The 21123-nt window shown below is 36.4% G+C and carries 18 protein-coding genes, 1 tRNA gene, 2 rRNA genes and 5 pseudogenes; 13 read left to right on the top strand and 13 right to left on the bottom strand.

Going from position 1 to position 21123, the window contains the following annotated elements:
• Positions 1–98: 98 nt before the first annotated feature.
• Positions 99–488 (bottom strand): hypothetical protein, encoded by a 390-nt coding sequence (locus tag ARADI_RS13630; protein ID WP_119712375.1) that lies wholly within the window; start codon positions 486–488, stop codon positions 99–101.
• A 1309-nt stretch (positions 489–1797) separates the two neighbouring features.
• Between ARADI_RS13630 and ARADI_RS13625 the strand changes: the two genes are divergently transcribed.
• The 10 genes and pseudogenes from ARADI_RS13625 to miaE all read left to right on the top strand — a co-directional run bounded on the left by ARADI_RS13625 (position 1798) and on the right by miaE (position 9093).
• Positions 1798–2091: a magnesium transporter CorA family protein gene (locus ARADI_RS13625; protein ID WP_119712374.1), complete on the top strand. Its 294-nt coding sequence runs from the start codon at positions 1798–1800 to the stop codon at positions 2089–2091.
• Positions 2092–2222: 131 nt separating this feature from the next.
• Positions 2223–2366, top strand: coding sequence for a hypothetical protein (locus ARADI_RS18765; RefSeq protein WP_238149476.1), 144 nt, complete (start codon positions 2223–2225; stop codon positions 2364–2366).
• Between the two features lie 316 nt (positions 2367–2682).
• The gene (locus ARADI_RS19980) at positions 2683–3015 is read left to right on the top strand and encodes a T3SS effector cysteine hydrolase SpvD family protein (protein WP_369407046.1); all 333 of its coding nucleotides are present in this window, start codon (positions 2683–2685) and stop codon (positions 3013–3015) included.
• Positions 2993–3151 carry a T3SS effector cysteine hydrolase SpvD family protein gene (locus tag ARADI_RS19975; protein ID WP_255420726.1) on the top strand — a complete coding sequence of 53 codons (159 nt, stop codon included), beginning with the start codon at positions 2993–2995 and terminating at the stop codon, positions 3149–3151. Before ARADI_RS19980 ends, ARADI_RS19975 begins: the two co-directional genes overlap by 23 nt.
• Positions 3141–3251 carry a T3SS effector cysteine hydrolase SpvD family protein gene (locus tag ARADI_RS19970; RefSeq protein WP_255420745.1) on the top strand — a complete coding sequence of 37 codons (111 nt, stop codon included), beginning with the start codon at positions 3141–3143 and terminating at the stop codon, positions 3249–3251. Before ARADI_RS19975 ends, ARADI_RS19970 begins: the two co-directional genes overlap by 11 nt.
• A gap of 888 nt (positions 3252–4139) precedes the next feature.
• A complete protein-coding gene (locus tag ARADI_RS13615; RefSeq protein WP_238149475.1) occupies positions 4140–4691 on the top strand; it encodes a hypothetical protein in 552 nt (183 codons plus the stop codon).
• Between the two features lie 339 nt (positions 4692–5030).
• Positions 5031–5270 carry a GNAT family N-acetyltransferase gene (locus ARADI_RS13610; RefSeq protein WP_119712373.1) on the top strand — a complete coding sequence of 80 codons (240 nt, stop codon included), beginning with the start codon at positions 5031–5033 and terminating at the stop codon, positions 5268–5270.
• A 3-nt stretch (positions 5271–5273) separates the two neighbouring features.
• Positions 5274–5429: a hypothetical protein gene (locus tag ARADI_RS13605; RefSeq protein ID WP_182853262.1), complete on the top strand. Its 156-nt coding sequence runs from the start codon at positions 5274–5276 to the stop codon at positions 5427–5429.
• Positions 5430–5763: 334 nt separating this feature from the next.
• The gene (gene mutS / locus ARADI_RS13600) at positions 5764–8325 is read left to right on the top strand and encodes a DNA mismatch repair protein MutS (RefSeq protein ID WP_119712372.1); all 2562 of its coding nucleotides are present in this window, start codon (positions 5764–5766) and stop codon (positions 8323–8325) included.
• 7 nt (positions 8326–8332) lie between these two features.
• A pseudogene (gene miaE / locus ARADI_RS13595) lies at positions 8333–9093 on the top strand (tRNA isopentenyl-2-thiomethyl-A-37 hydroxylase MiaE).
• Between the two features lie 62 nt (positions 9094–9155).
• Here the strand turns inward: miaE and rpoS are convergent.
• The 8 genes and pseudogenes from rpoS to ftsB all read right to left on the bottom strand — a co-directional run bounded on the left by rpoS (position 9156) and on the right by ftsB (position 16292).
• A pseudogene (gene rpoS / locus ARADI_RS13590) lies at positions 9156–10133 on the bottom strand (RNA polymerase sigma factor RpoS).
• A 54-nt stretch (positions 10134–10187) separates the two neighbouring features.
• On the bottom strand, positions 10188–11252 hold the full coding sequence (nlpD, locus tag ARADI_RS13585) for a murein hydrolase activator NlpD (RefSeq protein ID WP_119712370.1): 1065 nt from the start codon (positions 11250–11252) through the stop codon (positions 10188–10190).
• 154 nt (positions 11253–11406) lie between these two features.
• Complete coding sequence (locus tag ARADI_RS13580) at positions 11407–12033, bottom strand: protein-L-isoaspartate(D-aspartate) O-methyltransferase (protein WP_119712369.1); 627 nt, start codon at positions 12031–12033, stop codon at positions 11407–11409.
• Positions 12027–12788 (bottom strand): 5'/3'-nucleotidase SurE, encoded by a 762-nt coding sequence (gene surE / locus ARADI_RS13575; RefSeq protein WP_119712368.1) that lies wholly within the window; start codon positions 12786–12788, stop codon positions 12027–12029. The genes ARADI_RS13580 and surE overlap by 7 nt, the downstream gene beginning before the upstream one ends.
• A gap of 827 nt (positions 12789–13615) precedes the next feature.
• Positions 13616–14665 (bottom strand): annotated as a pseudogene (gene truD, locus ARADI_RS13570) (tRNA pseudouridine(13) synthase TruD).
• A complete protein-coding gene (ispF, locus tag ARADI_RS13565) occupies positions 14631–15143 on the bottom strand; it encodes a 2-C-methyl-D-erythritol 2,4-cyclodiphosphate synthase (RefSeq protein WP_119712367.1) in 513 nt (170 codons plus the stop codon). Before ispF ends, truD begins: the two are co-directional and overlap by 35 nt.
• Before the next feature lie 33 nt (positions 15144–15176).
• Positions 15177–15905, bottom strand: a complete 729-nt coding sequence (gene ispD / locus ARADI_RS13560) for a 2-C-methyl-D-erythritol 4-phosphate cytidylyltransferase (protein ID WP_119712366.1) — start codon at positions 15903–15905, stop codon at positions 15177–15179.
• 93 nt (positions 15906–15998) lie between these two features.
• On the bottom strand, positions 15999–16292 hold the full coding sequence (gene ftsB / locus ARADI_RS13555) for a cell division protein FtsB (RefSeq protein ID WP_119712365.1): 294 nt from the start codon (positions 16290–16292) through the stop codon (positions 15999–16001).
• Positions 16293–16731: 439 nt separating this feature from the next.
• On the opposite strand from ftsB, the pseudogene queD reads away from it, so the two are divergent.
• The 3 genes and pseudogenes from queD to ARADI_RS13540 form a co-directional block, all read left to right on the top strand.
• A pseudogene (gene queD / locus ARADI_RS13550) lies at positions 16732–17078 on the top strand (6-carboxytetrahydropterin synthase QueD); the annotation flags it as partial.
• 104 nt (positions 17079–17182) lie between these two features.
• A pseudogene (queE, locus tag ARADI_RS13545) lies at positions 17183–17856 on the top strand (7-carboxy-7-deazaguanine synthase QueE).
• Between the two features lie 117 nt (positions 17857–17973).
• On the top strand, positions 17974–19347 hold the full coding sequence (locus ARADI_RS13540) for an amino acid permease (RefSeq protein WP_119712364.1): 1374 nt from the start codon (positions 17974–17976) through the stop codon (positions 19345–19347).
• A 94-nt stretch (positions 19348–19441) separates the two neighbouring features.
• Here ARADI_RS13540 and ARADI_RS13535 read toward each other — a convergent pair whose 3' ends face one another.
• The 4 genes from ARADI_RS13535 to ARADI_RS13520 all read right to left on the bottom strand — a co-directional run.
• The gene (locus ARADI_RS13535; protein ID WP_119712363.1) at positions 19442–20230 is read right to left on the bottom strand and encodes an endonuclease/exonuclease/phosphatase family protein; all 789 of its coding nucleotides are present in this window, start codon (positions 20228–20230) and stop codon (positions 19442–19444) included.
• 204 nt (positions 20231–20434) lie between these two features.
• Positions 20435–20511 (bottom strand) — tRNA-Asp (locus ARADI_RS13530).
• A gap of 53 nt (positions 20512–20564) precedes the next feature.
• A 5S ribosomal RNA gene (rrf, locus tag ARADI_RS13525) occupies positions 20565–20683 on the bottom strand.
• A gap of 156 nt (positions 20684–20839) precedes the next feature.
• Positions 20840–21123 (bottom strand): 23S ribosomal RNA (locus ARADI_RS13520); the annotation flags it as partial.

Raw genomic sequence — 21123 nt, 5'->3', positions numbered from 1 at the left:
TCGTTGTATCCATTAGCTTTGCGGTGGAATTATCCCGTTTCGCGCGATTATATGTTACACAACCAGACAGAACACATACAAAAACGTAAACAATTAGCTTATTCATTGTTATATCCCTTTAAGAAATTCATCTGTTGTGGGAACCCACGGCCCGACCGTATTTCATTTCCTCTGAAGTGATTAAAAGGCTTATCACCACGTTCAGGAAATGCACCATGGTAGCCATGATAGGGATCAAAACGGTTATCTACATGACCAAGAAAGTCATGAGAGCCGTGGAACCAGGGGTGGCACCAATAAATACGCCATCGATAAACCATTCGGGGCCATAATAGCCATAAGGCGCACAATAATAGGGTTTGTAATCGTAATAATCGTACGGGCAGACAGGTTCCTGAACCTACTTCAACAATCACTTCTGCTGATATTTGAGTAGAAAACAATAGAGTAATAAACAAAATAGGAAAAAATGTGATTTTCTTTATCATGGCTAGTTTCTCACCTCAAAAAGTAGATAAGCTGATAACTTAATCTGTTTATCCACTCTATAATTAGATTTGGCTAATTTCAGAGCAGAATGGGTTTAAAGCTTATTTTTTGAAAATTTCAAGATCAATATTTTTGATAGTTTGTTTGATTACCTGTTTTATCAATAACGCGATAATAACAATTATCTGCTTGTAACCCACTGATTTATTGGTATTTCTTATCTAATTCTTTCAACAATCGTGCATGATTTCCAATAGGTAAACCTGACTGCCTAAAAGGACAGCTTACCTATCTTTGTATAGCCAGAAGACTCTTAAGCTGTGATCTCCTTTACAGCAAAAGAGGTGGTAGAAAACAGGACGGAAATAACCAATATTGATAGTATAAATTTCATTTTATCTTTCTATCCTTATCATGAAAATAATTAGCAATTTATTTAAATTGTTTTATTGTAACAACTAAAGGGTTAGCATAGATTTTCGGGAAGTCAAAGTGATTAGCAACAATAGATGAGCTTTGTTAGAGAAACGAAAAATATTATCCGTTAAACATATATTTCAATCAGTGCCAAATTTTTAGCTACCGCAAGCCGTTGTTTTAATTGCTTACAGAGTAAATCACGGACAAATTCAGCAACTGCTTAAATAACTAATCGGTTTATAAATTGATCATTGGATATCTTTACCAGAGAGATTTTATTACCAAGTGCCGATGAAATAATTTATTAAATCTGCATAGTAATAGTAAGAATATAATTAGTTTTTGATATTACTATTATTTTTTATAACAGATAGAGGGTCCTTTTCAGCCGTTGGATCTTTTGCCAAGATAATTAATAACATTTAGCTAGAGAGCTCTGTAAATAATAACGAGCACGCTCACCTTCTAAACCAATATGGATAAATTCAATATTGTGAGTAATAATTACATAATAAAATATTAAGATATGAAAGTGATTAATTATTTATGAAGAATAATCATTTAGATAATAAAGATTCTAATACATTACATTATAATGATGGCTATATTATTCATATTACAAATCTAACCGATCAAGATATTGACTGGATCGAAAAAAAATAAATATTTCGACGCAAAATATCAATAAAGCGCTAGCTAATAAAGATAGAGCAAGAATTGATTTAAGGGATAATTATATTTTTACTATCGTTAATTCGCCAATAAGAATCGATGATAACTCATTCTCAATTAGTCCAATTTGTATTTTTTTAACTAAAAAAACATTGTTATTATTTCATATGATAAAGTGAATGCATTGAAATACCTAGAGACTATTTATTATAAAAAATGACTGGTATAAATGTATTGCTGGTATTGATGTATAATATCACTAGTAAATTTAATGCCATCACAAAATTAATCATTAATAAATTTGAAAGTTTAGAAATTGAATTATTAACCTCTACCAAAAATGAAGATGTTATCAGCATAATGGATATACAGCGAAGTCTGGTCTTTTTTTCAATGTCATTACATTTCAATGATTTGGCTATAATGAGAATTATTAAAATAAAAGACAATGCTTGTTATAAAGTTTCTTATTTAGATAAAATTGATGAAGAAATATTAGATGACGTTTGACGATTGAAATAGTGGCAACCTATTCAAGAATAATTACCGATATGATGAATACGGTTGCTTCAACGATAGCCAATAATTAAAATAAATTTCTTAAGTTTCTGGCCACCATTACCATACTATTAACTATTCCGATGATTTTTTCTAATTTTTGGGGAATGAATGTTAAAGTCCCTTTTGAAGGCGAAGTGATAGGCTTTATTATTGTATTAACAGTTTCTCTATTGACGACATTGTTAGCAATTATCTATTTATGGATCAAAAAAATCCTTATCTAAGTTTAATACTCTCTTTATCACTTTTAGATAATTTGTTAGTACTCTCAACCAAAATAATCGTAATCATTCCCAAATAACCTTTACTTAACAACAAATATCATTACCCTATTGCCGTAATCGGTTTAAAAAAATATTTATTTTTCTCGATCTTGGCCAATAACGGAATGAAAAAACACCATTTAACCTAGTTTTTATTTTTCATCCGATATTACGACGTTTTCCGCAAGAAAGTTAATTTTCAATATTAATATAATATGCTGCACAGTTTATTATTTAGGGATAAACATGAAAATTTTCGGGCATAATTCTCTATTAGATCGGAAGAAACCAAACTATTTTTCTTGAGCAAGCAAGATATATAGCAGATAATAATTCACATGATGCCAAACGGATCAACAATGCACTACTCGTTGAAACTGAAGAACAAGAATATTATCCAGAAAAATTAACCCGACAAAATTTGCAGGAAATAGCTAAATATGTAAATAATACATACATTCACTATTCTGGTAATTGTGTTTTATTAGCAGCATGCTTACATTATAACCTTCATTATCGAAAAGATATATTAGTGCCAAAAACACTGCATCACCGACAATCGGGATACCAGGTCCTATTGTTATCAATTGATTTTTGGCAAGCAACTTGAAAGCTCACATCGCTTTCATTGCCTTGCTGATCTAGAAAAGGAACTTCTTATGCGATATATGATCAATGGAGAAAGATCTTTTATTATTCAAGCTCAAGGCTATACTGTTCCCATAATTGGCCCGTGTGGTCAGTGATTTTAATGCTGTTGTTTTGTGCGGAGAAGATAACAAACCCTATGTACAGTTTGTCGATTCCTGGAAAACATCTATGTACTACCAACCATTACAGAATTAAATGCGTATTTTCCATCATCAGCAGAATTTTATATTCGATCTTATCAGCGGAATAATTAATATCCCACCCGCCGTAAAGAGCGGGAAGCCTTTCGCCAATCTATTGGTATGAGATGAATTAAATTAATGCCATAATTCAAATAAAAAGTAAGGCTCTCCCAGTAACCTGTGTTTAATTTAACTGGCTATTTAAATGACCACTATTTTACTTACCAGCCAAAGTCGGGTTCAATAGACTAGCAAATTAGCTAAAATCGCTAGCTAAAACAGAAATATATCACTATTTTTAATCGAAGAAATGAAACCAATCAGCAATAAACCATGCATTAATGGTTAGTATAATTCGATTCAATTATTTTTCATTTTTATGTTTTATATATTCAAAATCAATGGCGAGATATTTTTGGCCATATTAAAGCCAAAATTTACATATGTTTTCAATAACAAAATAGCCAATCATTTTAGAATTCAGTAAGCTAAATGCAAAAGTGACGGAAGCGACAAATGATAAAAGATATTCACAATAATAAGGTTTAATCCTGATAGTAATAAATAAATTTTATTGGAAAAATTATTGTAGAAACTCAAACTTATCTCAGCCAATAGACAAGTCACTGATGTTTTGAAATAGCGTTAAAATAAAATAATAATTCTATTGCTAATTAAGGATTTAAAATTATGCCATATATTTCAAACAGTCCCCCAAATCCCGATCCCACGGGTCATTGGGGTGATATCTCTATTGCTGGTCACAGCTTATCAGCTGAGTTTAGCAAGCCACCTTCACTAGAAAAGTCCAGTTTTTATTCCTGGATCCGTAATTTTTTCAATTATTTAACTGGCACTTTCGGTGAGAAATTAAGTTTCTCAAAACTAAATTCTGCCTTAAATGACATTTTCAAACCAACAGATGACTGGCAAGCAAAAGGACGGTATAACTTATATTGTCTCTTCTGCTTGCCATGATTTAACTAACCCTAGTCCAATGCAGGATCTATTATCCGGTCACCGTACTGCTGCACAGACGGTGAATGAAATTAAAAAAGCCTATCCCCACGAGCAAGTCAAAGTCTTAATACCGATCGCCCAAAGCAATAAATTCTGCGGTAGTACTCGAGGCCATTTTGTCTTACTAGAAGTCAATATGCATGCAGGTAAAATTCAATCGGCTAAAATCCATGATTCAAAAGGCCCGCTGCTTGATACTTTTTATAATGGCGCAGGACATTTAACCAAACAGTTATTGGTAGAAAAGGAGCTTGGTTTAAACAAAGATTTTGCCGTCACTAGCGAGCATCTTGGACATCAAGCCCTGCTTAATGGTAACGATTGTGGACGTTTTACCGCTTATTATGCCGACAAAATTATCGATGATAATTTATCAAACGCTAATGCTAAAGACGCCCACACTTTTTTTGCTCGTTATCAAAAGCTGGCCTAAAAATTAATTGGTTTTGTCGCATTAATAGAAATTAATTGTGCTCAACAATAAAATAGACTTCTCGGCTAGTTAGAAATAAAAAATGTAATAATGATTAATGCGACAAACCAATAAATCTTAATAACAAAGAAATGGCGTTTAAATTGCTAAACACTTTATAAACCAAATAAAACCAATTTGATTTAGCCATATGTCGCGATTAAATAATATTGTTATAAAATAAGGAATAAATAAAGCTGTTTAAAATTCGGCGTAACTTTTATCCAGCTAAAAAATAATTTTGTCGCTGTTAAAAAATAGGAAACGGTATGTCAATAATGATTAGAAAGATGGAGAAAAATGACCGTACGGTTTGGGCAACTATGGGATCGATATGCCCATGATGCCCATCTTAGTGACATAGATAAAATGCTAAGTAGTAAGCAAAATACAGGATATATCGCTATATTAAACCATCAGGCCGTCGGTTTTGCCGAAATTTGCCTACGGGAATATGCCAACGGCTGCACCAAACAACCGGTTCCCTTTTTGGAGGGTATCTGGGTTAAGCCTGAATACCGTCAACAAGGTATTGGCTAGGCATTGATCAATAAAATAACCACCGATCTGATTGCAAAGGGATTTAAAGAACTCTGTTCCGATGCCGAAATTGACAATAAACTATCACATGAAGCCCATCAAAATTGGGGCTTTAATGAAACAGAATCCGTTATCTGTTTTCGTAAAGAGCTTATCTGATAGCTATTCTCACTGCTATGACGCAAGCAACTAAATAACAGTTACATCTGTTTTCTCCACTCCGCTCGCAATGTAGTCAATAAATTTGCCATAGAACCTTTATGAGGCTAATTTTGTGAGCACTATTTTTTCATCGCCGTGACTTTTGGTTATTACTTATCCATAGTATAGTGAAGAAAATTTTTCATAAGTGGGTAGATTTTGCTAACAAGCTGACAATCTATTTTAAAACCAATCCCTTACACAGTAAATTGTTCGGGTTTAATTACAATAGCATTCAGCAAGCAAGTCTTACCGGCAATATTACAACTCAAAGAGTTAAAAAATAAAAACTATGATTAATTCCCAAAACTTCGCTTTCCATACCCCAATGATGCAGCAATATTTACTCCTTAAGGCACAACATGCTGATATTTTGTTATTTTATCGGATGGGTGATTTTTATGAATTATTCTTTGATGATGCCAAAAAAGCAGCCCAATTACTTGATATTTCATTAACTAAGCGTGGGCAGTCGGCCGGCCAACCCATTCCGATGGCTGGCGTGCCTCATCATGCCGTAGAGAGTTATTTAGCCAAATTAGTTCAGTTAGGCGAGTCGGTTGCTATCTGTGAACAAATCGGTGATCCCGCCACCAGCAAAGGCCCCGTCGAACGTAAAGTTGTTCGCATCGTAACGCCGGGAACCGTTACCGATGAAGCATTACTACAAGAGCGTCAGGACAATCTATTAGCTGCGATTTGGCAAGAAGATAATGGTTATGGCTATGCCACTTTAGATATCACTTCCGGCCGTTTTATTATCAGTGAAATGGCTGATATCAACACCATCAGCGCTGAATTACAACGTACCCGACCGGCAGAACTGCTCTATCCAGAGAATTTTGTCGATGTTGCACTATTTGAAAATAATAAAGGACTACGTCGTCGCCCATTATGGGAGTTCGAATTAGACACCGCTAGACAACAATTGAATCTACAATTTGGTACCCAGGGTCTGATGGGGTTTGGTGTTGAAAAGGCGACATTAGCATTGCGCGCAGCGGGTTGCTTACTGCAATATGTTAAAGATACCCAACGTACAGCATTGCCCCATATCCATAGTATTACCATGGAGCAGCAAAAAGAAACCATTATCCTTGATGCCGCTACGCGTCGTAATCTTGAATTGACACAAAATTTATCGGGTGGTAGCGAGAATACGGTAGCTGCGATACTAGATCAGTGTGTAACGCCGATGGGTAGCCGGATGCTAAAACGTTGGCTACATAGTCCGTTGCGCAATGTAAATAAATTATTAAATCGCCAACAAGCGATAGCAAGACTCCAATCTTATCATTTGGAATTACAACCTTTTCTACGCCAAATCGGTGACTTAGAACGGATACTTGCTCGTTTAGCACTCCGTTCAGCCCGGCCTCGGGATCTGGTTCGCATGCGTCATGCTTTCCAACAATTTGCCGATATTCACGCGATATTAGATAAGATTGAATTTCCCTATTTGAAAAACTTGCAGTCACGCATTAGCTCCTTTGTATCACTGAAAACACTATTGGAAGAAGCGATTGTTGACACACCACCGGTGTTAATGCGAGACGGAGGAGTGATCGCAACCGGATATCATAGCGAACTTGATGAATGGCGTGCATTGGCTGATGGTGCCAGTGATTATTTGGAAAAACTTGAATTGCGGGAAAAAGAGAAATTAGGCATTGATAGCCTAAAAGTCGGCTTTAATGCGGTGCATGGCTATTACCTGCAAGTCAGTCGTGGACAAAGTCATCTGGTACCTATCCATTATGTTCGTCGCCAAACCCTAAAAAATGCCGAACGGTATATTATCCCTGAGTTGAAAGAATATGAAGACAAGGTGCTAACTTCTAAAAGTAAAGCATTAGCAATTGAGAAAAAGCTTTATGAAGAACTGTTTGATCTGTTATTACCTCATTTATCAGCATTGCAAACTAGCGCCGAAGCGTTAGCGGAATTAGATGTACTCAATAATTTGGCAGAGCGCGCCGAGACTTTGGACTATCACTGTCCAATATTAAATCAGAAACCTGGCATAGAAATTGTTGCTGGACGCCATCCAGTCGTTGAGCAGGTACTTAGTGAGCCATTTATTTCTAATCCACTGGAGCTGTCACAACAACGCCGGTTGTTAATTATTACTGGCCCCAATATGGGCGGTAAAAGTACTTATATGCGTCAAACAGCCTTAATTACACTGCTTGCTTATATAGGTAGCTTTGTGCCAGCCGAAAAAGCGATTATTGGCCCGATTGATCGGATCTTCACTCGGGTTGGTGCGTCGGATGATCTTGCTGCTGGTCGGTCAACTTTTATGGTGGAAATGATAGAAACCGCTAATATCCTCCATAATGCGACAGAACAAAGTCTGGTATTAATGGATGAAATTGGTCGCGGAACCTCAACCTACGATGGTCTTTCTCTTGCCTGGGCTTGTGCAGAAAATCTGGTTAGCCAGATTAAAGCTATGACCTTATTTGCTACGCATTATTTTGAATTAACTAATTTGGCAGATAAGCAGGAAGGTGCGGTTAATATTCATCTGGATGCAATAGAGCATGATGACACGATTGCGTTTATGCATAACGTTCAAGAAGGCGCTGCCAGTAAAAGCTATGGCTTAGCGGTGGCTTCATTGGCTGGTGTCCCCGCCAAGGTTATTCAACAAGCAAAACAGAAATTAATCGAGCTAGAAACGTTCTCCTCGCTGCCAGCAAATAAATCTATTGATCATTCACAACTAGTAAAAGTAGTGGAAAAGGCGGTTTCACCAGCCATTGAAACTCTCGAAAAGTTAAATCCTGATACATTAACACCTCGTCAAGCGCTAGAATTGATTTATCGGTTAAAAGAAATGGTGAAATAGTTATGTTATATATGATGCAAGATTACTTGATCCAATTCACCATTTTTTAGCCTGCAAAACACCGTAAGCGTGGATAGACAAAGCGAGTCAGCCAGAGAAAACTTAGCGATTATTTTATGCGATCACCTGTTGTGTGAACTAAAAGCCGCGCAAAGTGCTATGCTACTGTTGCGAAAATATGCCGTTGATGAACAGAGCAGTGATACACTCTTACAATGGTTACAACCTTTCGAAGATTTTGCTTATAAGAAAATTGGCAATATTGATACGCTTAAAGGAAAAAATCAGTTATCCAAATCGATCCGAGGAAAGAAAAACACAAGCTATAGCCAATCTCTGATTGATAAAATGGTGTTATTAATTAAAGAGGAACTCCACCATTTTTATCAAGTGCTGGAAATCATGACGGAAAGAGATATCAAATATCAAACTATCAGTGCCGGTCGTTATGCTAAGGGGTTATTTAGTCATGTTAGCCATCATGAACCGAACACATTAATTGATAAACTGATCATTGGCGCTTATATCGAAGCGCGCTCTTGCGAGCGTTTTGCTAAACTCGCTCCTCATCTTGAAACACCCTTAGCTAAATTCTATATTTCACTACTCAGATCAGAATTTCGCCACTATCAAGATTATTTAGTTTTAGCACAAGCTATTTCTAGCGAAAATATTCAGCAGCAGATCGAATATTTTGCTAACATCGAGGCTGAATTGATCCAAACGCCGGATAGCGATTTTAAATTTCATAGTGGCGTTCCCGCCTGATGTCAAACAAAAAGGTCGGTTTCCTTCCCACCTTACTTAATATTAACGATATTGCAAAGATATTAAATCTTAAATAAAGATTCCATACTAAGACATTGATTATGCAATAATATCTTTCAATCGTCGCAAACCTTCAACCTGTATTTGACGAACACGCTCTCTAGTAAGATCAATCTCTCGCCCTACCTCTTCTAACGTTTCCGATTCATAACCTAATAAACCAACGCGGCGCGCTAATACTTCACGCTGTTTTGCATTAAGTTCAAACAGCAATTTAACAATACTTTCTTTCATATTGTTAGCTTGGATAGTTCCTTCTGGCCCTGAATCGTTATCATCAGATAACACATCAAGTAACACTTTATGATTGGAGTATCAACAGAAGAGATCCGCTCATTTAGCCGCAACATCCGGCTAACATCATCCACCGGTTTGTCTAAGCGTTCTGCAATTTCTTTGGCACTTGGCTCATAATCAAGTTTCTGAGCCAATTCTCTTGCAATACGCAAATAAACATTTAACTCTTTAACGATATGAATCGGTAAGCGGATAGTTCGCGTCTGATTCATAATTGCTCGTTCAATAGTTTGGCGGATCCGCCATGTTGCATAAGTTGAAAAACGAAAACCCTTTTCCGGATCAAATTTTTCAACCCCCGAATTAATCCAAGATTGCCTTCTTCAATCAGATCTAGTAGGACAAGACCCCGATTACTATAGCGACGAGAAATTTTTACAACCAAACGTAAATTACTCTCAATCATACGCTGATGTGATACTGCATCACCACGTAAAGCGCGCCTCACATAAAATACTTCTTCTTCCGCTGTCAGAAGAGATGAATATCCAATTTCACCAAGATAAAGCTGAGTTGCATCTAGAAGACGTTGATTAATATTCTGAAATATATCTGAATCATCATCTTGCTCTAGATTTAAGTCCTCTTCTTTTAGCAAGCTTTCATCGAAAGCTTTCCGCATCCATGCTAGTTTTGTCTAAATCGTCATATAACTCGTTAACTTTTAGCGAATTTTGGCTCATCAGTCACTCCTACCTTTGATAATGCAGACAGAATTGACAAGCAATCTGTCCAAGTTATCGTTGCGAAAGATAACGCAACGGGTTTACTGATTTTCCCTTGTAACGAATTTCAAAATGTAATCTTACCGAACTTGTACCGGTACTACCCATAGTGGCAATCTTTTGCCCTGCCTGAACCTCCTGTTGATCACGAACTAATATAGTATCATTGTGAGCATAGGCACTCAGATAGTCATCGTTATGTTTTATTATTATAAGATTTCCATATCCACGTAATGCATTTCCAGAATAAACCACTTTTCCTGCTGTAGTTGCGAAAACAGGTTGACCGCGCGATCCGGCAATATTAACACCTTTATTTCCGCCCTTCACATCAGAGAAAAATTCAATCACTTTCCCTTCGGCCGGCCAGCGCCACTTACCTACTGTATTGACTACGCTGTTACTATTTAAGCCCGAAGATGCTGTTGTTGCGGGCGGCGTAGAAGGTGTTAGTGGCTTGGATGCTCTCGGTAACATCTTTCCTGAATTTTGCTCACTGCCAGATGAAGCATACGCATTAGTTGACTGAGAATCAACATTTGTATTGTTAGTATTCGGAGTACGATTAGCAACTACCATTTCTGAGTCGGTAGAACTACTACCAATATTAACTACTTGCCCAATATTTAAACTATAAGGTTCTTCAATTTTATTACGTTGCGCTAGATCACGATAATCATTGCCTGTTATCCAAGCAATATAAAACAGCGTATCACCTCGTTTAACCGTATAGGTGTTACCACTATAGCTTCCTTTTTGGATATTATCATAATTTCGGTTATAAATTATTCGGCCATCGGTGTTAATCTTAGGTGCTGGTATCACTGGATGATATACCGGCTTGCTTATACTATTATTTTGATTACTAACAGAAATATTTTTAGGAGAAGAGGGTATTGGCGTATTTTTTGATGATGTATTGACAGCAGGATAAGTATCAATTGGGCGGCTACTATCTTGGACACTACTAATTGGCGCTGCTGGATGATATGGTATTGAGCACCCTATTAACATTGTGCCTGTTATTATATAGATAGTTGCCCATCGAATCATAAATTTTGGGCTGTTAAAATTCATACTTCTTCTCCCGTGAAGATAAATCTTAAATAAAAATCGATAATGTAAGTCATGATCGACAATTTATAGCAATAGCTAAATAATAAATTATTATGCTTATTAAAGCAGAGATTAATAAAACCTTAAATTATCTATAGTTAAAATATTACCTATTTCATGCCAAACTTCCAGGAATTAAAGGAACAAATCGCACTGACTCTACCGTTGTAGCATGAAAATCATTACCCTGACGTTTAATGACTTTTAACATCTGTTTTTTCTCACCGACAGGTAATACCATGCGGCCACCATCTTTCAATTGTTCAAGCAACACGAGTGGGAGTTCTGCCGGCGCCGCAGTGACAATGATTCCATCAAAAGGCCCCTTTGAAGCCCATCCCACCCAGCCATCGCCATGACGGGTTGAAATATTATGGAGATCAAGTTGTTTTAATCTACGTTTAGCATTCCATTGTAGTCCCTTAATCCGTTCTACCGAAAAAACCCGCGTGACAAGATAAGCTAAAATGGCTGTTTGATAACCCGACCCTGTGCCTATCTCTAAAACATGATCCGAAGGAGAAAGCGTAAGTAATTCTGTCATACGAGCAACAATATAGGGTTGCGAAATAGTCTGAGAAAAACCTATAGGTAAAGGAATATTTTCATAAGCTTTATGTGAAAGTGCTTCATCGACAAAACGCTCACGAGGAACTTTTGCAATAGCTGCCAATAGACCTTCATCTTTAATCCCTTGATGGCGTAGTTGTGTCAATAAATCTCTCATTGACCGTTTTAGCATTCCTCACTTGCCTCTGCTTTTAATAACCAATCTTTAACAACTTGCTGATCCTTATAAGCGGTTAAATCCACTTGTAATGGTGTAATAGAAACATAACCCGCTGCTACCACAGCAAAATCAGTATCTGGACCCGCATCAGATATTCCGCCAACTGGCCCTAACCAATAGACCGTATCGCCCCTTGGATCTTTAGATGGATCAACTTGTTGAGCTGCATGACGACTACCACAGCGTGTTACTTTGTAACCTTCAATTTCCGATAAAGGAATATCAGGAACATTAATATTAAGAATATTACCCGCTTTTAATGGCGTTTTCTGTAATAATTTTAATAAATGACAAGTTACTTCTGCTGCTGTTTGGAAGTGTGTTTCACCATTCAATGAAACCGCAAGTGCAGGTAAACTAAGATGACGTCCTTCTGTCGCCGCTGCAACGGTACCTGAATAAATCACATCGTCACCCAGGTTGGGGCCATGATTAATACCCGAAACGACGATTTCAGGAGAGGGTCGAATAAGCTGATTAACGCCTAAATAAACACAATCCGTTGGCGTTCCTTGTACTGAGATGTCTCCATTGGCTAACTTGGCTATTCGTAATGGTTTATGAAGTGTTAATGCGTTTGATGCCCCACTTCGGTTTCTATCAGGTGCAACAACCTGAACGAAATAATGTTTACGCAATGCAGTAGCAAGCGTTTGGATGCCTGTTGCTGTTACACCATCATCATTACTTAGCAATATCCTTAGCATTATTGTATCCCGTTGATTTATATTGAACTTTATATTAAGAACCAGGCTATTTTATCCAACTATTATCATCTATGATAAAAAAAGATTATGGGTTGAAAATAGCGTCAATAATAGATTACAGCAAGAATATCATTAAGTAACAATAAAACACATCAAATTACGATAGAAAAATGAAGGTCTAATATTAGTGGATATGAATGTAATAAAATAACAATATAATTTTGTTTGTTTTAACAACTACCTGAAAAATAATAAAATATCTAATTACAATTATCATTTTTAAATAACATAAATAAGATAAGCAAAAATAATATCCAGTGAAAATACTATCTTAACCAAATATCTAACTAGCAATACATCAATCAATAAAAAATTTCCAATAAATATTAAAAATGTATAAAGAGTTGTTGACTGAATTACTATCAACACTACCAGTCAATAACGAACAAAATAAGCAGGTTAACTTTTTACAACAACAGAAATAATACTGCCAAATGTATTAACCGCTAATTTTTTATTAAAATTTTGTCGGTTTAATTCTAATATTTTCACTTAATCTTAAAATCTATTGGGCGAATTTGATTAGCTATTTTCAGCCTCTTTTATTTTGACTTTAGTTAATAACAGCATTTATCAATTAAGAGTTGCCGGCAATCGGTTACATCTGACTGATAATAGTAAAATAAAAATTTTACCTTAATGCCGCTTATTGCAAAAGAAGGTTTAACACCTTTAAAAACAAACTGACAACATAATTGTTAAATTTTAAATCTTATTATATTTATATAATAAGATTTATCATCAACAACATTATTTTTAACCGAATACTATTCAGGAATATCAATAATATTTTCAGTAGATTGATTAATTAATTCTCGTATTACACTGGTGGCAAAACTACCCTTAGATAATGAAAAAGATAATTTCAAGGTTTGCTGCTCTAACCATTTCAAATGCATATTATAAGGAACAACAATGATCACTCGTCGAACTAAATTTGTTCGTTCAGCTTCCAGCAGCGGCAATAAAATAGAAAAATGAGTTAAGCACTGCTGTTTAAACAATTTCGCTTCTGATTGAGTTTCTAATTCTTTTTCACCATATAGCGGAGCGGTAATTTGAATTTCGCCAGCCTGTAATATTAGTTGTAATGGAGATAACTCTTCACTTTTAGCAACGAACCAACTACCACTACCGGTTAATTGCATAACATCACCGTCCATTATCTGACGTACTTTATTATTAAGCATACGTTCGCTGACGATAAAATTAAATATAACACTCCGAACGACAGAAAGATAAAAACTACGTTTATTACGCTGCTTAACTTCAATTTCACCTTTTGCCCAACGCTCAGCTTGCACGAGATTATTACCCTCTCGACCAAAGCGCTGTTCACCAAAATAGTTAGCTACCCCCAAATGTTCTGATTTGCTGCAAACGTGTTTCCACTGCTTGTTGATCACTAATATGTAGAATAATTAACTCAAAATCATTGCCTTTTAATGAACCAATACGTAATTTACGTTTCTGTCGTTTCACTAGCAAAATTTCACATCCTGCAAGTGAAAACTGGCTAAAATCGGGATCTTCCTTTCCCGGCAAATGAAGACAAAACCACTGTTCTGTTACTGCTTGCCTATCTTTTAATCCAACATAACTGACATTACGCGGAGAAATACCAACAAATCGAGCCAGCTGGTCGGCTACAAATAGAGTATTACAGCCCTTTTTTTAACATACACCATCAAGTGTTCACCCTCACCTTCAGGTAAAAATCCCAGATCTTCACGTATAATAAAATCTTTAGCAGTTAATTTTATTGCTCCGCTTGCTACTGGTTTACCATACAGACACTGAAGTACTGTCACCATCATGACTATTATCCTTTACTAATAAAACCACTGCTGCACAAGCAATGCCTTCTTTTCTACCAATAAATCCAAGTTTTTCCGTCGTGGTAGCTTTAACATTGACATCATCAATATGGCAACCTAGATCATCTGCTATATTTTTGCGCATATCAGCAATATATGGCAGCATTTTGGGTACTTGAGCAATAATTGTGATATCAAGATTGCTTATACAATATCCTTTTTTCAGCACCTGCGTATACGCCTCACGTAACAAACCGCGACTACCGGCATCTTTAAAAGCCGGATCGGTATCAGGAAAAAGTTTACCGATATCGCCTAATGCTGCTGCTCCAAGAATAGCATTTGTCACTGCATGTAAGGCGACATCACCATCAGAATGCGCTATCAATCCTTGTTCATAGGGAATTTTCACTCCACACATTGTAATTGGGCCATCTCCACCAAATTTATGTACATCAAACCCATGTCCAATCCGCATGAACGATACTCCTAACAATAATCTTATATAGTCTTATAAAGCGCGAGAAAGGTAGAATTCTGCTAACATCAAATCTTCTAGTTGAGTAACCTTTAAATTATCCACTCTACCTTCCAGCAATTGAGGATGGTAACCGCAATATTCAAGCGCCGAAGCCTCATCGGTAATTACTGCTTTTTGCGCTAATACTTGAGTCAAACAGTTTTTGATTAATGCTAAAGGAAAAAATTGTGGCGTCAGCGCATGCCAAAGTTCACTTCGTTCAACAGTATGACTAATATCTATTTTTCCTTGAACTGAACGTTTCATTGTATCTCTTACTGGCGTTGCTAAAATACCACCATAAGAAGACTGTTGATTATCAATAAAACGAATAATACTATCTAAATCAGTTTGATGTAAGCAAGGTCGAGCTGCATCATGAACTAAAACCCAACAGAGATCTAGCTGTAAATTGTCTGATAAATAATTCAGTCCAGCCAAAACTGAATCGGCCCTTTGACAACCACCAACGACTGTTTTAATTTTTGCATTTTTTGCAATCGCTAATTGATGAAAAAAGATATCATCCTTATTTAACGAAACAATAATTTGGGAAATTCTTGGCTGCTTAAGTAAGGCAGATATGGTATGCTCAATGATCGTTTTTCCCGCTACTTTCAGATATTGCTTGGGGCAATCCGCTTTAATACGATTGCCAATACCAGCGGCAGGTATTAAAGCAGCAATTTGCACTTTATGATTAGATATAAATTTATTCATTGTTCTAGACTGTTTTCTTATGAATTGCTACTTTTTCGTCATAATATTTTTAAATAATTTTGTGGTCGGAAAAAATATTATTAATTAAAAATTTCATTTATGGTTTGGAAAAGCATTCTCATTCACTATTCGATAAAAAGACTCTTCAGGTCTAATCAAACCAAGCTCAGAACGGGCTCGCTCCTCAATAGCTTCACGTCCCTCATTCAAATCGTCTATTTCAGCAAATAAACGTTCGTTGCGTACTTTAAATGTCGTGTTCAACGTTTCTAGCGCTACAACTTCACTTTTTATACGCAAATAGTCATGGACACCATTTTTACCAAACCATAGTGAATATTGTAACCAGCAAAACACCGCCAACAATATCAGCGCTAATTTACGCATCGAAGCCCCCTGTAAGATTCACTTATCATCCCACAACTTACCCTATGACGCTACCTATCACAGATAAGTTATTAATAAAAAAATTCATAAATAAATATGAAATAGAGTCAAACGGGTCTTTTTATTTACAAAGTATAGCTTAGCTATATGTCAAAAAAAGTTTGTTTTTACCATCTATAAGTTGATCAATTTAAAGTATTTTGTTAGTTAACTGTTTTTTTGTTTAAAGTAAAAAATTATGCTGAAAAATTCTTTCATTCTATTTTATATTCATAAAGTTATCACACAAGGTCAAAATAATATAACCATATCTCATTTTTAAAATGATTAAATTATTTTTAACTCACATAATAAGATTAATTAATCAAAAGTTTCTAATATAAAAATATAAACTCATTCAGATAAAATGTTTGCATTAATACAATTGATAGGTGCCACAATGAGCGCAACAATTTTTAAAGACTTTCAATTTGAGGCTGCCCATCGACTACCCCATGTTCCCAGAGGGTATAAATGTGGACGTTTACATGGGCACTCATTTATGGTCAGATTAGAATTAACCGGTGAAATTGATCAACAAACAGGCTGGATCGGTGACTTTAGCGATATTTCTAAAGCTTTTAAACCTTTATAGCAATAATTAGATCATCATTATCTTATGACATAAAAGGATTAGAAAATCCTATTAGTGAAGTTATTGCGCGTTGGATTTGGCATAAAATGAAACCCATTTTGCCACAATTAAGTTCAATAATGATTAAAGAAACTTGTAATGCAGGTTGTATTGATAACTACAAAGCACAAGTTGTTTACTATAACATAAAGAAAGGTGTTCTAGGTATAGATATCTGCAATAATAGGCAAATTATTAAGTTAATTTAGAGAACGTCATGGATTATCCAATTAATCAAATTTTTAAACAATACAGGGAGAGGGCTATTTTACTAGAGTAGCAGCAATTTTTATTCGTTTACAGGGTTGTCCGGTCGGGTGTAGTTGGTGTGATACTAAACATACTTGGGCTAAAAATAAGCAACAATAACGGCCATTATCGATAATCTTAGCTAAAAAGATCGAAAGTGACGAGTGGGCAGCGTGTAGTTCAGAACAAATTATTGATCTATTTGAACAGAATAATTATACAGCTCGGCATATCGTTATTACAGGTTGAGAACCTTGCGTATATGATCTAACCGAATTAACTGATAACTTAGAAAAAAAAGGTTATCAGTGCCAAATCGAGACGAGTGGGACACATAATATTTATTGTTCTGAAAAAACTTGGGTAACTGTATCACCAAAAGTGGCGATGCGTGGTGGTTTTAGTATATTGCCCGTAGCGTTAAATCGAGCGAATGAAATTAAACATCCGGTTGAGTGTCAAAAAGATATTGAGGCATTAGAATCTTTGATTAATCAGCTTAAGTCGAATCACCTTGCACCACATATTTGTTTGCAACCGATTAGTCAAAATGCTAATGCGACTCAGCTTTGTATTGAAACCTGTATTAAACGTAATTGGCGGTTATCGGTTCAAATGCATAAATATTTAGATATCGCTTAATAATACTCAGCACCAATCGGTGCTGAAAATAAAGGGCGGTGTTTATTCACCGCGATAAATAGGTTGTGAACTGGGAGCATATCCAGCATATTAAAAAGAAAAATGGAAAACCGACACATGAACAATACAAATCAACTTAAACGGGGATTGACTGGCAGGCATATTCGCTTCATGGCGCTAGGCTCTGCAATTGGTACAGGGCTTTTTTATGGTTCAGCTTCAGCAATACAGGCTGCCGGCCCAGCAGTACTGCTTGCCTATATGATTGGTGGTGGAGCAGTTTTTATGGTTATGCGAGCACTGGGTGAAATGGCCGTCCACCACTCAGTACCAGGTTCTTTTTCTCAGTACGCCGGCCACTATATGGGGCCGTTAGCCGGTTTTCTTACTGGATGGAATTATATCTTTGAGATGTTAATTGTCTGTCTGGCCGATGTAACTGCCTTTGGCACTTATATGCGCTTTTGGTTTCCTCAAGTTGAACAATGGATATGGTTATTAAGTATTGCCCTATTTATTGGCGCATTGAACTTGTGTCATGTGAAAATTTTCGGTGAAATGGAATTCTGGTTATCAATTATTAAAGTGATTGCTATTATTGCGATGATCATTGGTGGTGGCGCAATAATGTTATTTGGTTTTGGTCAAGGAACCGAACATCATGCAACAGGTTTATTTAACCTTTGGCAACATGGGGGCTTTATGCCTAATGGTGTAGAAGGAATTATTGCCTCACTAGCAATCGTTATGTTCGCCTTTGGTGGTATTGAAGTGATCGGCATTACTGCAAGTGAAGCTAAAGAACCAGAAAAAACTATCCCTAAAGCCATTAATGCGGTGCTATTGCGTATATTACTGTTTTATGGTTTAACGCTATTCGTCTTAATGTGCATTTTTCCTTGGAACCAAATTGGACAAAGTGGTAGTCCATTTGTACAAATTTTTGCCAATTTAAATATCACTTCTGCCGCTAATATCTTAAATATTGTTGTTATTACAGCTGCTATATCTGCTATTAACAGTGATATCTTTGGAGCTGGCCGTATGATGTATGGTATGGCCCAGGAAGGGCAAGCACCTCGTTCATTTATGAAAGTTAGCCGCACTGGTGTTCCCTGGATGACAGTAGTTGTTATGTCGGTAATCATGCTGATCGGCGTTTATCTCAATTATATTATTCCAAAAGATATTTTCGTAATAATTGCCTCTTTAGCCACATTCGCAACCGTTTGGGTTTGGTTAATGATCTTGCTTTCCCAAGTTGCTATGCGCCGTAAAATGAGCGCTGAAACGGCAAGCAAACTGAAATTTAAAGTACCATTTTGGCCAATTGGTCCATTCATCACCATCTTATTTATGGTGTTTGTCATCATGCTGTTAGGCTTTTTCAAAAATACACGCGTTGCGCTGATCGTAGGAATGATTTGGATCGTATGCTTGTCAATTACTTACTATTTATTTATTAAAAAAGAAAATATATCAATAAAATAGCATTGATAACTAACATCATTATCGGAGTGCAAACCTAATATTTAAAATAGAAATGCTGATTTAGCATTTCTATTTTTTTATTCTCTGATTAAAACTATTTGATACTAAACTTGGCGGAAATGGGATTATGATCAGAAGATTGCGTTTTAATCACTTCTACATCGAGAAGAGTCAAACTACGATAAAAAACATAATCTAATGGGTAACCAAAGATGATAGTGCGTTCATCAGCTCTAAAATTAACTTCTTTCATCCGTAAACTGCGCGTAAAACGTTTAAGTGCATTTATACGTTGTCGACTCCAGGTATTAAAATCGCCAGCAAAAATCACTGGCCCTTGATGTCTTTTAATATGCTCCCCTATATTGTGTAGCTGCCGACTATAAATATCCACCCCAAAACTAAAATTAACCGCATGAATATTAATAATCATTAAATTTCGGCCATTATGTAATGGATAAACGGTAATTAACGCTGATTTCGGTAACCGAAATAATGGCTCTTTTTCTCGCAATGGACAACAATAAATTGGATGTGATCTTGCTAACGTCATTACCCCAGAAGCGTGTTGAGGGAAAACAATTGCTGGCACTTGATCAGCAACTAAATGCTGAGATACGACAAAATCAATAAGTTGAGGTGAAGTTTGAGCTTCTTGTAATAGAATCAAATGTTTATCTATGACTAATTTATTTAAAACTGAATACCAGTTTGGACGTTGCTGCTTATAAATATTCCATGAAAGAATGCTTAATTCATCACTTTCTGAGAATAATGGCATTCCTATAGGTAAATCATCATCAAGCGTATATTCAGATACAGGTAAAATACGCTTTGCTGGCTGGCCAGCAATATAACGCACCGAATAAATTTTTTTTCCCACCTCAAATAGCCCTTAAAAATCGAATATTTATTAATCTATCCAATACATAGATAAACTTATCGTTTAGAAGCATAGTTGCATCTTAAAGTTCAAGAAAAATGAAAATAAAACAACTTTATAAAAAATGTTTATATATTTGACAAGTTTTTTAATAAACAACAAAAAGCCCTGTGAAAATATCACAGGGCTTACTTTCAATATTATTGGCGGTGCGGACGCGACTCGAACCCGCGACCCCCGGCATGACAGGCCGGTATTCTAACCAACTGAACTACCGCACCACCCGATTTATTTCACTAACGGTCTTTCCCATTCCTATTAGCATTAAATGAAAGCCTGTCAGCTCCCTACTCTCACATGGAGAGACCCCACAACTACCATCGGCGCTACGGCATTTCACTTCTGAGTTCGGCATGGGGTCACAGGTGGGACCACCGCACTATTGCCGCCAGACAAATTCTTTTTTATTTATCCCGTCTTATTTCGCTGCCTTCCGGTCTGCTCACCTACCTCAGTAGCGACCACACCTCTGCCTTCAGCAAAATCCGACCAGATTCAATCTCAAAACAAGCTAAAATTCTTTCTCTCTCAAAACACCTTCGGTGTTGTCAGAATAAACCTCTCGGGTCATTAGTACTGGTTAGCTCAACGTATTGATACGCTTGCACACCCAGCTTATCTACGTCCTCGTCTCGAACACCACTTATAGGACATTACTGTCAGGGGAAGACTCATCTTGAGGCAAGTTTCCCGCTTAGATGCTTTCAGCGGTTATCTCTTCCGCACTTATGCTACCAGGCGATGTCATTGGCATGACAACCTGTACACTAGTGGTGCGTCCACTCCGGTCCTCTCGTACCAGGAGCAGCCACCCTCAATCTTCCTTCGCCCAC

The sequence above is a fragment of the Arsenophonus endosymbiont of Aleurodicus floccissimus genome, from assembly GCF_900343025.1.
In the GTDB taxonomy this organism is placed as follows: Bacteria; Pseudomonadota; Gammaproteobacteria; order Enterobacterales; family Enterobacteriaceae; genus Arsenophonus.
The sequence above is the reverse complement of the archived record's forward strand: the minus strand, read 5'-3'. Positions and strand labels throughout refer to the sequence as shown.